Here is an 11,904-nt window from a genome sequence, read left to right as displayed (position 1 = left end):
AACTTGACCTGACTACCGGGGGATCATGGTATGGCGCCAGGCTTGCGGACTAGACCGTTGCTCGCCGACGTGGTGCGGGCCGAGCTGCGAAACGCGATCATGTCGGGGGAGTTCCCGCTCGGCTCGAAGCTGCCGAACGAGGAACAACTCCGCGAGCGTTTCTCGGTCAGCAGGGTCACTCTGCGCGAGGCCGTGCGCGGATTGATCGAGGACGGCATGGTGGTCCGCCAGCACGGCTCCGGTACCTACGTCACCCACCGGCCGGCGCTCCGCAACTTCCTGGACACGAACTTCAGCTACACAGAGTATTTGGAGAGCAGCGGCGTCCGAGCCAGCAAGCACATCCTCAGCGCCCGCGTGGTTCCCGCCGACGACGAGACGGCGAGGGCGCTGCGGGTCGAAGTCGAGTCCGGCGTGGTGGAGATCCGCCGAGTCCGTACGGCCGCCAGCCGTCCGGCTATCTACTCTGAGGACTACATCCCGGCCGACATCGTGGATCCCAAGGCGGACCGAAACGCTTTCCGCGGTTCGCTGTACCGGTTGCTGGCCGAACGTGCCCATGCGGTCGATCACGGAGAGGCGATCCTGGTTCCCGTAGTGGCCGATCGCAAGCTGGCCCGGGTGCTCGACGTCGCGGTGGGCACTCCCCTGCAGCACCTTGAGCAGGTGGACGTGGACGCGCAGGGCCGGCCGGTGATGCGGTCGATGGAATGGCACGTCCCGTCGGTGGTCGAGCTGCGCGTGTACCGGCGCGGCCCCGGTCCGAGCGTCAGCTGAACGCCAGACACCGACGCTGAGTATCCGGTGTCCGAATCGGCATGCGCTCGCTAGAATAAGTCATAAGACGTCTTATGTTTAACAGATGGGCTTATGCGCATGGCGACCGATCGTGACAACGGACACCGACCCGCCCGCCGTCCGGCGTTGGAGCCACCGGGCCGGTTGGGGCCGTCCGAGCGGGAGACCGCGTGGCGGAGACTCGGATCTGAACAGTTCGACGTGGTAGTGATCGGCGGAGGGGTGGTGGGTGTGGGCACCGCCCTGGACGCGGTCACCCGCGGACTGCGGGTCGCCTTGGTCGAGGCTCGCGACCTGGCGTCGGGAACCTCGTCGCGTTCGTCGAAGCTGTTCCACGGCGGGTTGCGCTACCTGGAGCAGCTCGAATTCGGCTTGGTCCGCGAGGCGCTGCGGGAACGCGACCTGATGCTCAGCCGGCTCGCCCCGCACCTGGTGAAGCCGGTCGCCTTCCTCTACCCCCTCACCAAGCGGTTCTGGGAGCGGCCGTACGTCACCGCCGGCCTGATCCTGTACGACACGATGGGGGGCGCACGCTCCGTGCCTCGGCACCGGCAGTTCACCAAAGCCGGGGCGCTGCGGCTGATGCCTGCGCTGCGCCGGAACGCGCTGATCGGTGGCATGCGGTACTTCGACGCCCAGGTTGACGACGCCCGGCACACGCTCACGATCGCCAGGACCGCCGCGCAGTACGGTGCCGTGGTCCGCACCTCGACCCAGGTCATCGGTTTCCTGCGGGAGGCCGACCGGGTCTGTGGGGTTCGCGTGCTGGACTGCGAGACGGGCGAGCGGACCGAGGTCAAAGCGCACGCCGTGATCAACTGCACCGGGGTGTGGACCGGCGAGATCCAGCGGTTGTCCGGCAGTCGCGGCCGGTTCCGGGTGCGAGCCTCCAAGGGAGTGCACCTGGTCGTGCCCCGGGACCGGATCGTCTCCGAATCCGGTCTGATTCTTCGCACCGAGAAGTCGGTACTGTTCGTCATACCGTGGCGGAACCACTGGATCATCGGCACCACCGACACGGAGTGGAACCTCGACCTGGCCCATCCGGCCGCCACCAAGGCCGACATCGACTACGTGCTCGACCACGTCAACCGGGTGCTGGTCACCCCGCTGACCCATGAGGACATCGAGGGTGTCTACGCCGGGCTGCGGCCGCTGCTAGCCGGGGAGAATGAGCAGACCTCCAACCTCTCCTCACACAACCTCTCCTCACACAAACTCTCCCGCACGCACGCGGTGGCCCGGGTCTCGCCCGGCCTGGTGGCGATCGCCGGCGGCAAGCTTACGACATACCGCGTGATGGCCGCCTCCGCCGTGCGCGCCGCCGCCCCTGACATCCCCCGGCTCATCCGGCGGTCGATCACCGACCGGGTTCCCCTGCTCGGCGCCGACGGCTACCATGCGCTGGTCAACCAGGTCGAAGAGCTTGGCCACCGGTACGACATCCACCCGTACCGGATCTGCCACCTGCTCGATCGGTACGGCTCGCAGCTGCACGACGTGCTGGCGGCGGCGGTGGACCGGCCGGACCTGCTCGCGCCGATCACATCCACGCCCGACTACCTGCGCGCCGAGGTCGTGTACGCGGCCAGCCATGAGGGCGCGTTACACCTGGAGGACGTGCTCACCAGGCGCACCCGGATCAGCATCGAATATCCCCACCGGGGGGTGGCCTGCGCCGAGGAGGTCGCTGACCTGATGGCCGCCGAACTCGGCTGGGACGCCGCCACCCGGAACCGGGAGATCGCCGTGTATACAGCCCGGGTCGAGGCTGAGCGGGATTCCCAGACCCAGCCCGACGACGAGGCGGCGGACGCCCGCCGATCAGCCGCGCCCGAAGCACGCCCGCAGGTCGCGTCGGCGCTGATGTGACCGGCAGGACCGTTTGCTAATAGGTTGCTAAGTGGACTGCCACTACGGTCCTGACCAGGCACGACAGTGGGGGCAGTCTGATGAGCGGGTTCCCGTCAGAAGGTCGGGGACGTCGTAGCATGCCGATCTGGCAAACCGTGCTGGTGCGCTCGCGGCTCGCGAACTGATGTCCTGAACCCGCGCAGGCGCAGGCTGTTGGCCACCACGAATGCGGACGAGAGCGCCATCGCGGCTCCGGCGATCATCGGGTTGAGCAGGCCGAGGGCGGCCAGGGGCAGGGCGGCCACGTTGTAGGCGAACGCCCAGAACAGGTTGCCCTTGATCACGCGGAGGGTGCGCCGGGCCAGGCGGATGGCGTCGGCGGCCACCCGCAGGTCGCCCCGGACCAGGGTGAGGTCGGCGGCCTGGATGGCCGCGTCGGTGCCCGTGCCCATGGCCAGACCCAGGTCGGCTTGGGCCAGCGCCGCCGCGTCGTTGACGCCGTCGCCGACCATCGCCACGACCCGGCCCTCGGCCTGGAGCCGCTTGACCGCGTCCACCTTGTCGGCGGGCAGCACGTCGGCGATGACGTCTTCCTGATTTATCCCGACTTCGGCGGCAACTTCTCGGGCGGCGGCCTGGTTGTCGCCGGTGAGCAGGATCGGGGTCAGTCCGAGCGCCCGCAGGTTCGACACCGCCTCCGCCGACGTCGGTTTCACGGTGTCCGCGACGGTGATCACCGCCCGCGCCTTCCCGTCCCATCCGACAGCCACTGCGGTACGGCCTGCGGCCTGGGCATCGGCCACCGCGACTTCGAGCTCGGGCGGCAGCGAACCCACCAACTCGGGCCGTCCCACGAGGACGGCACGCCCGTCGACCACACCCCGGACGCCAAGCCCTTCGAGGTTGGCGAAACCCTCGGGACTGGGCAGGGCGCGAGGGGTCGTCGCCCTGCTGGGTTCAGCGTCGATGGGCTTGCGCGGGGCAGGCAAGGAGGTGGCGATGGCCTTGCCGACTTCAGCGGGCAGAGAAGTCGCGTTGGCTTCGCCGGTTTGAGGGCGGGCGGGCACGGAGGTCGTGTTGGCCTTGCTGATTTCAGCGGGTGGAGAGGTCGCGTTGGTTTCGCCGGTTTCGGGGCGGACAGGCAGGGAGGTCGTGTTGGCCTTGCCGGCTTCAGGGCGGGCGGGTAGGGCGGCCGTGTTGGTCTTGCCGGTTTCAAGGCCGGCCGGCAGGGCGCGGAAGGACGCCGTGATGGCCTTGGCGATGGGGTGCTCTGAGGCGTGTTCGAGGGCGGCCGCGAAGGAGAGGGCCTCGTCGCGGTTCTCGCCGAGGGCGGGGATGACGTCGATCAGGGTCATCTTGCCCTCGGTGACCGTGCCGGTCTTGTCGAGGACGATGGTGTCGACGGCGCGGGTGGACTCCAGGACTTCGGGGCCCTTGATGAGGATGCCGAGCTGGGCGCCCCGGCCGGTTCCGACCAGGAGTGCGGTCGGGGTGGCCAGGCCGAGCGCGCACGGGCAGGCGATGATAAGCACGGCCACGGCCGCGGTGAAGGCCGCCGCCGCGCCGCCGCCGGTGCCGAGCCAGAAGCCCAGCGTAGCGACCGCGAGGGCGATCACGATCGGCACGAAGACGCCGGAGATGCGGTCGGCCAGGCGCTGGACCTGGGCCTTTCCGGCTTGGGCGGCTTCGACGAGGGCGGCCATCTGGGCCAGCTTGGTGTCGGCGCCGACACGGGTGGCGCGTACGACCAGGCGTCCTGAGGTGTTGAGGGTGGCTCCGGTGACCGGGTCGCCGGGGCCGACCTCGGCGGGGACGGGTTCGCCGGTGAGCATCGAGATGTCGACGGCGGAACCGCCCTCCTCGACCACGCCGTCCGTGGCGATCTTCTCGCCTGGCCGTACCACGAAGAGGTCGCCGACGGCGAGCTGGTCGGTGGGGACGCGGGTCTCCCGGCCGTCACGGAGCACGGCGACGTCCTTGGCGCCCAGGTCGAGCAGGGCGCGCAGGGCCGAACCGGCGCGGCGTTTGGCGCGGGCCTCGAAGTAGCGGCCGGTCAGGATGAACGCGGTCACCCCGGCGGCGGCCTCCAGGTAGATGTTGGCCGACGCGTCGCCGCGTTCGATGACGAACGCGAACGGGTGGGTCATGCCGGGCATGCCCGCCGTGCCGAGGAACAGCGCCCAGATCGACCAGCCGAAGGCGGCTAGGGTGCCGAGCGAGACCAGCGTGTCCATGGTGGCCGCGCCGTGCCGGAGGTTGGTCCAGGCGGCGCGGTGGAACGGCCATCCGCCGTAGGCGACGACCGGGGCCGCGAGGGTCAGCGAGAGCCACTGCCAGTAGTCGAACTGGAGAGCCGGGATCATCGCCATCGCGATCACCGGGACCGACAGGACGATCGAGATGATCAGGCGCTGCCGGAGCGGCGCCAATTCGTCGGGCGCTTCCGGGGTTTTCTGGGCGGGCAGGCTGGCGTCGTATCCGGCTTTGCGGACCTCGTTGATCAGGGTTTCGGTGGGGACGCCGGGGGCGGCGTGGACGGTGGCCTTCTCGGTGGCGTAGTTGACCGTGGCCGAGACGCCGTCCAGCTTGTTGAGCTTACGTTCGATCCGGTTGGCGCAGGACGCGCAGGTCATGCCGGTGATCGAGAGTTCGATCGCCTGTCTGGCCCGCTCGTCAGTGATGATCGTCATCGTCTGCTCCTCCCTTAGTGCGCTTGGACGGTGAAGTCCGCGGTGCGGACGGTTCCGCCGTGCTGGAAATCGAGGAAGAGGCGGTAGCCGCCGGGGCTCGGCACCTCGGTGTGGAAAGTGATCTCCGGACCCGCGGTTTTCGTGGTTTCCGGGTGGACGTGGAGGTAGGCGAGGTCACCGGCGCGAAGGGCGACCAGGTGTCCGTACGCGCCGAGGTAGGGCTGGAGGTCGGTGACCGGTTTGCCGTCTTTGGTGACATTGACGGTGAGCATGCTCGCGGCGCCGGGGACGAGGTCGCCGGTGAGGGTGACGGTGTAGCCGTCCACAGTGGCCGTGCGGCTCGTCGGGGGAGCGGGCTCAGGCGTGTACGCCCCGGGGGCGAACAAGTCCATGCCGAGCGTGAGGTTCTTGCCTGGGTTGGGGGTGAAGTCGGCGAACGCCCGATAGGTTCCGGCGGACGGGAGCTTCAGGGGGACCGACCAGACGCCGTCGCCGGACAGTTCCGGGTGGAGGTGCTGGAAGTGGCCGAGATCCCGCGAAACCACGATGAAGTGCAGATACTTCTCGTGTTCTATCTTGTACGCGGTGACGGGCCGCCCGTCCGTTCCGACCACGGTGAACCGGAAGTCGGTTTCCTGGCCGGGAGTGAGGGTCGTGGTCTCGGGCACGAGGGTGAACCCTCGCTCCGACACCTGCAGCCCACCCGGAACCTCGGCCGCCTCACCAGACTCTTCGTGACCGGACATTTCGTGACCGGACCCTTCCTGACCACTGGCCGGCTGGGCATCGGCGCCGTGCCCATGCCCCGCCGTTTGATCCGAAATTTCATGACTCGTCCGGGGTGTTTCGACGGGCAGTGGTCCGGCGAGAGCGCCGACGCCCAGCGCTCCGCCGAAGACCACAACCAGCCCGGAAACGTAGACCCCGAGCTTTACCGCGGTGTTCATGACGATCCGGTCATCGCGTACCCCGCCTCCTTGACGGCCCGCGAGACGGCCTCGGAGTCGACGGGAACATCGGCGGTGACGGTGAGCAGCCCGGTCGGCAGATCGACCTCGACGGTGGTAACACCGGGAATCCCCGAGACTTCCTCGCGCACGGAGGAGACACAGTGCCCACAGGTCATACCGGAAACGGTGAAGGTGCTAGTGGTCATGAGCTATCCCTTAAGTCAGGCGAACGTACGAATCAGAGGCAATGGCAAAGCCGCCACGAATGACGAACTACGAGTGACCCGCATCGTGATTGATCAGTTCACGAGCGGACGAGGCGGGCGATGGCCGCTGAGGCTTCCTTGACCTTGGCGTCGGCCTCCGGGCCGCCCTTGGCGGTGGCTTCGGCGACGCAATGGGCGAGGTGTTCCTCGAGGAGCGCGAGGGCGAACGACTGCAAAGCCCGGTTGGCGGCCGACACCTGGGTCAGGATGTCGATGCAGTAGTCGTCCTCGTCGACCATCCGTTGCAGGCCTCGGATCTGCCCTTCGATCCGGCGCAGCCTTTTAAGATGATCTGGTTTGTTGTGGGTGTATCCGTGCATGTCATTGCCTCCTGCTCACGGAACACCATACCCCCCTATGGTATTCCCGGCGCAACCGGGGAGCCGTCAGGCCGCTCGACCTTGACGTTGGAGGGCACGCTCAGCGTGTACGCGGCGGTGCAACTGTCCCGGCAGGACACATCGGCGCGCAGGGTCCGCCCGTTCCAGAACTGGCGCAGGTTAGGCGAATCGTCGCCGGTCCAGCTGAGTTCGCGGCGGATGGTCAGCTGCTTGTCCGTGCCGGGGACGATGTTCACCTGTACGCCGTCGCCCGCCCGTACGATCAGGATCGGCTCGTCGAAGGCGTACACCTCGGTCAGGGTTTCGGAATGGTGCGCGGAGATCAGCGTGGTGGGGGCGGAGCCGTCCAGGCCGCCGTTCCAGAGGAGCTCGGAGTGGGCGATCATCGCCGCGGAGATCACGACGAAGGCGGTGAAGGCGCCGCCCACGACCCGCCAGGCGTTGACCCGCATGCTCAGCCCACCTTCAGGAAGCGGAGCACGGCCAGCACCCGCCGATGGTCCTTGTCGGCCCCCGGCAGGTCGAGCTTGGCGAAAATATTGTTGATGTGCTTGCCGACCGCGCTCTCCGAGATGACCAGCGTCTCCGCGATGCCGGTATTGGACCTGCCCTCGGCGATGAGCGCGAGCACCTCGCGTTCCCGGCGGGTCAGCCGGTCCAGCGGATCGCTGTGCCGCCGCAGCAGCAACTGCGCCACCACCTCGGGATCCAGCGCGGTGCCCCCCGCCGCGACCCGGCGCAACGCGTCCAGGAACTCCGGCACGTCGGCCACCCGGTCCTTGAGCAGGTAGCCGATGCCGCTGGTGGTCGAGGAGAGCAACTGCGTCGCGTACCGCTCCTCGACATACTGGGAAAGCACCAAGATCGACATATCGGGCCGCTGGCGGCGCAGCACGAGGGCCGCCCGCAGACCCTCGTCGGTATGCGAGGGCGGCATCCGCACATCGGTCACGACCAGGTCGGGCACGTGCTCATCCACCGCGCGGAGCAGCCCGTCCGCATCCGCGACAGCGGCCACCACCTCGATCCCCGCCGACCGCAACACCCAGACAAGACCCTCTCTGAGCAGGACCGAGTCCTCCGCGAGGACTACCCGCATGACGGCACGCCCGACGGGCCGGCCTGGGAGTCGCGGTTCACGCGCATGGCAGCTCCACCCGGATCGTGGTCGGCCCGCCGGGCGGGCTGTCGATGCGCAGGTCGCCGTCGACGGAGCCGACTCGCTGGGCCAGGCCGCGCAGCCCGCTGCCCCGGGCCGGGTCCGCCCCGCCTCCGCCGTCGTCGTGGACGACCAGGTGCAGCCGGTCGCCCTCCCGCCAGACGAGCACCTGCGCGCTGGACGCGGCGGCGTGCTTGGCGATGTTGGTCAGCGTCTCGGAGACCACGAAGAACGCCACCGCCTCGATGGTCGGGGTGACCCGCTCCTTGACGTCCACGTTCAGCCGGACCGGGACCGGCGCGCGGGCGGCGACGCCGGACAGCGCGGCGTCCAGGCCCTGGTCGTTGAGTACGGCCGGGTGCAGGCCCTGGACCAGGTCGCGTAGCTCCTTGAGGGCCAGTTTGGCCTCCTCGTGCGCCTGGGAGATCAGCTTGACGGCCGGGTCCGGCAGGTCGGTCAGGGTGGCGCGGGCCATGCCGAGGTTCATCGCCAGCCACACCAGCCGCTGCTGGGTGCCGTCGTGCAGGTCCCGCTCGATCCGGCGGCGCTCGGTGTCGGCGGCGTCGATCACCTCGGCGCGGCTCTCCCGGAGCGTCTCCACCCGCTGGGCGAGCTGCTCCTTGAGGCTCGGGCCGAGCAGGGCCGCCGCCGCGTACTCATCCAGCGCGCTCACCCCTCTCGCCACCCACGGCCCCGTCACCAGCAGCCCCATCGCGACCAGCATGGCCAGCGTGCCCCTCCAGGTGGTGCCATCCTCGATCCAGATCTGTACGGCGATCGCGATCGCCACCAGCGCCCCCGACCAGGCCAGTATCACCAGCAGCGAGCCGATCCCGGCGATCAGCGGAGCCAGCAGATGGTATCCGAGCTGCCGCCAGGTGCTCGCCACCTTGGCTTCCAGATACAGCACCTTGAACGGATTCCAGCTGGCCGGGACCCGCCGGGGCACCTGCGGGATGTCCAGACCGAGAAACGCGTTGAACCGGTTACGCTGCACCCTCGTGAAGACCGGCACCGCTCGGAACAGCAGCATGAGCGAGATCACCGGCACCACGACCGTCCAGATCAGCACGATCGAGGCCGCGGTCAGCCCGCCGATGACGGCCACCGCCGCCAGCGCGACCGGAAACCCGGTCACCACATGCGCGCTCCGCAGCCACGCCGGCCCCGCCCAGTGCCCTCGCACCCGCTCCCAAGGAGTGGTCGTCTCGATCGAGGTTGCCATGCCCCTACGGTAGGGACCGCGCGGACCTCGCGACATGACGGAGGTATCCCGATGTGGGGTAGTGCTGGCCCCACCATTCTTGGTCGGGTCACCTGCTCAGGTTTGTCTTGTCGGCACTGCTATGGGGTTTTGTTGGCACTGCTATGGGCTGGCCGGGAAACGGAGACCCCTCCCGTGGCGCGCATACAACGCTATCGGGATCGGCGGCTGACACTTTGATGGGTAGCGTTGAGTAAGCGCGGTCGAGGCTCCGACCCGACTCATGTCGCCTGTGTCGCGACATTTTGTCATCCGATCGCAGCGGGGGCTTGGCGAGCCCAACGCCTCCTCCCCACCAGCGAAGGGTCATCGTCATGTCTGATGCTTGGGAGATCAAACGCCGGTTGACCGAAGCGATCAACACGCACGATCTGCACCAGGTGCTCGGGTTCTACAGCCCGGACGCTGTCCTGGTCACACCAGCAGGCATAGCAGAAGGACATGAGCAGATCGGCTGGTTCTACGATCAGCTCTTCATGGGCTTCCCGGACTATCACCAGATGGCGTGGCTGGAGGCCCCGGGCGACGATCCCCTGGTCACGGAATGGACGTTTACCGGCACCCACCTGGGGCCCCTTCTTCTGCCTGACGGGCGCGAGTTGCCAGGAACCGGCCGTCGCATCACCGTGCGCGCTTCATGCGTGGCCTACGTGGCTGACGACCTGATCATTACGCACCGGGATTACTACGATCAGCTGGAGCTGTACAGCCAACTCGGCTTGGGCCTGACCGAGCTTGATCAGCCCGCCACGTAGCGCTGTTCGTGGCGTGTATGTCGCTGAGGCGCTGGGCAGGTGGCCGCTGTCTCCCGCAAACCCTGCCCGCCACGTGCGCATATTCGTCGTGGTCGCGTGCGGATTCGTCGTCGTGGTCGTTGATTCCGATGTCGATGGTGTGCCGGCGGGCGGGTGTGTTGCGTGAGGCTGGGATCGCCCTCGAAAGATCATAGGATCCGAATCGGCGGATGATCTCACCGATGCACGGCGTATGTGGTGACCTCGGTGACATCGGATGTTTAAATCCGGCGACAAGGGCCTCGTGGTGCGCTTGCGCAGGGCGCAATATCGCCCTTGATCCGTCGCTATTCGGGTGTACACAATCCGAAAGAGCGCAGCCCTTTCTCGGGGAGATTAAATGGTACAGACGGCCGCCATCATTGAGGGCACGGGTCCGTCGTTGCATGATCAGAGTGTGGACGGAGCGCGGTTTCGGCAGGCCCTGGCGGCGCACGCGTCCGGCGTTGTGGTGATCACCGCGCAGGTGGACGGCGCCCCGGTCGGCCTCACGGTGACCTCGTTCACCTCGGTGAGTCTCACGCCGCCGCTGGTCTCTTTCTATGTCGACCGGGCGTCCACGACGTGGCCGTCGCTGAAACTCGCGGATTACTTCGCGGTAAATGTCCTGGCCGACGAGCAAACGGAATTAGCGGAGATTTTCGCGCGCAGGGGAATCGACCGATTCGCGAATTGCCCCGGCTGGCGTATCGGCGCGTATGGTGTTCCACTGCTGGCTGGAATTTCGGCGCGTCTGACCTGTCATCGCCATTCGGTCGCCGACATCGGGGACCACATCCTGGTGGTCGGCCATGTCGTGGAGACCGGAACCACTGGCGGGAAGCCGCTCCTCTACCACCGGGCGTCCTTCGGCTCGTTCGTGCCGCACCCTCGCGAGAGCGAGTAACAAAGGGGCCGCGCGTGCTCGGCGCGGCGAGAGTCCGTCTCGCCATCACCGGGCGTCCGTCGACTCGCTCGTGTCGCCGCAGCCCTCGTCGGACCGGACACGCGTCAGGCAGCTGGCCCTCTGGTCAAGGCTGACGGGTGTCGGGGGTCCTGCGGTTACCGCTCTGCCCAGCGTCGTGGCCGGGTGGGTCTACCAGGGTGGGCGGCGGTCCGTCGTCGATGACGTCCTGGAGGCTGCGGACGGTCGATCCGCTCCAGCGTGATCTGGTGCGCAGCAGCAGGGGCAGCAGGAGCCCGCCGCCGAGCATCAGGATGACACCCACGATGCGCAGGTCGATGCTGCCCACCGTGCCGGTGCTCAGCGCGAAGGTGAGGATGGCGCCCACGATGATGACCGCGATGGCACCGGCGATGGGCATCAGGTATCACTCGCGGCGCGGCAGGAGGGTGAGCTGGGCGGGGTCATCGGCGGCCGGCCCAGCGGCCCGGACGGCGGCTCGGACGGCGACTGGTGAGGAGGTTGTAACCGAGAAGCAGGACTGTCGCGCCAGCGATGGCGCAGATCCAGGTGGACAGGTTGAAGAACCCCTCGATGCCCTTGACGTGAAACACCTCAGTGGCCACGAAGCCACCCAGCAGTGCCCCGGCGACGCCGAGCACGAAAGTGATAATCAACCCTTGCGGATCTCTGCCGGGGACCAGCGTTCTGGCCACCACCCCGGCAAGCAGTCCAAGGATGATCCAGGCGATGATGCCCATGATCGAACTCCTATGGCGGTGCATCGATGTCTGCGCGGGATCGGTCTTCCGGACCGCTCGAAGCAGGTGGCCGGACGCCGCGGAATCGCGGCGCCGACGGTCAAACTCGTTCACCTTGAATCAACACCCCTACGTGCTGGGCGG

The 11,904-nt window shown here is 67.9% G+C and carries 13 protein-coding genes; 4 read left to right on the top strand and 9 right to left on the bottom strand.

Going from position 1 to position 11,904, the window contains the following annotated elements:
* Positions 1-42: 42 nt before the first annotated feature.
* Complete coding sequence (locus Amac_RS38980; protein ID WP_170322882.1) at positions 43-777, top strand: GntR family transcriptional regulator; 735 nt, start codon at positions 43-45, stop codon at positions 775-777.
* A gap of 99 nt (positions 778-876) precedes the next feature.
* Positions 877-2,670 carry a glycerol-3-phosphate dehydrogenase/oxidase gene (locus Amac_RS38975; protein ID WP_155359440.1) on the top strand — a complete coding sequence of 598 codons (1,794 nt, stop codon included), beginning with the start codon at positions 877-879 and terminating at the stop codon, positions 2,668-2,670.
* Between the two features lie 95 nt (positions 2,671-2,765).
* Here the strand turns inward: Amac_RS38975 and Amac_RS38970 are convergent, their stop codons facing one another.
* The 7 genes from Amac_RS38970 to Amac_RS38940 form a co-directional block, all read right to left on the bottom strand.
* Complete coding sequence (locus Amac_RS38970) at positions 2,766-5,342, bottom strand: heavy metal translocating P-type ATPase (protein WP_155359439.1); 2,577 nt, start codon at positions 5,340-5,342, stop codon at positions 2,766-2,768.
* 14 nt (positions 5,343-5,356) lie between these two features.
* Complete coding sequence (locus tag Amac_RS38965; protein ID WP_307729814.1) at positions 5,357-6,088, bottom strand: DUF8832 domain-containing protein; 732 nt, start codon at positions 6,086-6,088, stop codon at positions 5,357-5,359.
* 197 nt (positions 6,089-6,285) lie between these two features.
* Positions 6,286-6,498 carry a heavy-metal-associated domain-containing protein gene (locus Amac_RS38960; protein ID WP_155359437.1) on the bottom strand — a complete coding sequence of 71 codons (213 nt, stop codon included), beginning with the start codon at positions 6,496-6,498 and terminating at the stop codon, positions 6,286-6,288.
* 98 nt (positions 6,499-6,596) lie between these two features.
* Positions 6,597-6,878: a metal-sensitive transcriptional regulator gene (locus tag Amac_RS38955; protein ID WP_155359436.1), complete on the bottom strand. Its 282-nt coding sequence runs from the start codon at positions 6,876-6,878 to the stop codon at positions 6,597-6,599.
* 35 nt (positions 6,879-6,913) lie between these two features.
* On the bottom strand, positions 6,914-7,351 hold the full coding sequence (locus Amac_RS38950) for a hypothetical protein (RefSeq protein ID WP_155359435.1): 438 nt from the start codon (positions 7,349-7,351) through the stop codon (positions 6,914-6,916).
* 2 nt (positions 7,352-7,353) lie between these two features.
* Positions 7,354-7,998: a response regulator gene (locus Amac_RS38945; protein ID WP_155359434.1), complete on the bottom strand. Its 645-nt coding sequence runs from the start codon at positions 7,996-7,998 to the stop codon at positions 7,354-7,356.
* Positions 7,999-8,035: 37 nt separating this feature from the next.
* Positions 8,036-9,283, bottom strand: coding sequence for a sensor histidine kinase (locus Amac_RS38940; protein WP_155359433.1), 1,248 nt, complete (start codon positions 9,281-9,283; stop codon positions 8,036-8,038).
* A gap of 353 nt (positions 9,284-9,636) precedes the next feature.
* Between Amac_RS38940 and Amac_RS38935 the strand changes: the two genes are divergently transcribed.
* Both Amac_RS38935 and Amac_RS38930 read left to right on the top strand, forming a co-directional pair.
* Positions 9,637-10,077 carry an ester cyclase gene (locus Amac_RS38935; RefSeq protein WP_170322881.1) on the top strand — a complete coding sequence of 147 codons (441 nt, stop codon included), beginning with the start codon at positions 9,637-9,639 and terminating at the stop codon, positions 10,075-10,077.
* Between the two features lie 379 nt (positions 10,078-10,456).
* On the top strand, positions 10,457-11,002 hold the full coding sequence (locus tag Amac_RS38930; protein ID WP_155359432.1) for a flavin reductase family protein: 546 nt from the start codon (positions 10,457-10,459) through the stop codon (positions 11,000-11,002).
* Between the two features lie 124 nt (positions 11,003-11,126).
* On the opposite strand, the gene Amac_RS38925 is transcribed toward Amac_RS38930, so the two are convergent.
* Together Amac_RS38925 and Amac_RS38920 are read right to left on the bottom strand one after the other, a co-directional pair.
* A complete protein-coding gene (locus tag Amac_RS38925; protein WP_155359431.1) occupies positions 11,127-11,420 on the bottom strand; it encodes a hypothetical protein in 294 nt (97 codons plus the stop codon).
* A gap of 43 nt (positions 11,421-11,463) precedes the next feature.
* Positions 11,464-11,760 (bottom strand): GlsB/YeaQ/YmgE family stress response membrane protein, encoded by a 297-nt coding sequence (locus Amac_RS38920; protein WP_155359430.1) that lies wholly within the window; start codon positions 11,758-11,760, stop codon positions 11,464-11,466.
* Positions 11,761-11,904: the final 144 nt, after the last annotated feature.

Origin of the sequence: Acrocarpospora macrocephala, from assembly GCF_009687865.1 — a bacterium.
In the GTDB taxonomy this organism is placed as follows: domain Bacteria; phylum Actinomycetota; class Actinomycetes; order Streptosporangiales; family Streptosporangiaceae; genus Acrocarpospora; species Acrocarpospora macrocephala.
The sequence above is the reverse complement of the archived record's forward strand: the minus strand, read 5'-3'. Positions and strand labels throughout refer to the sequence as shown.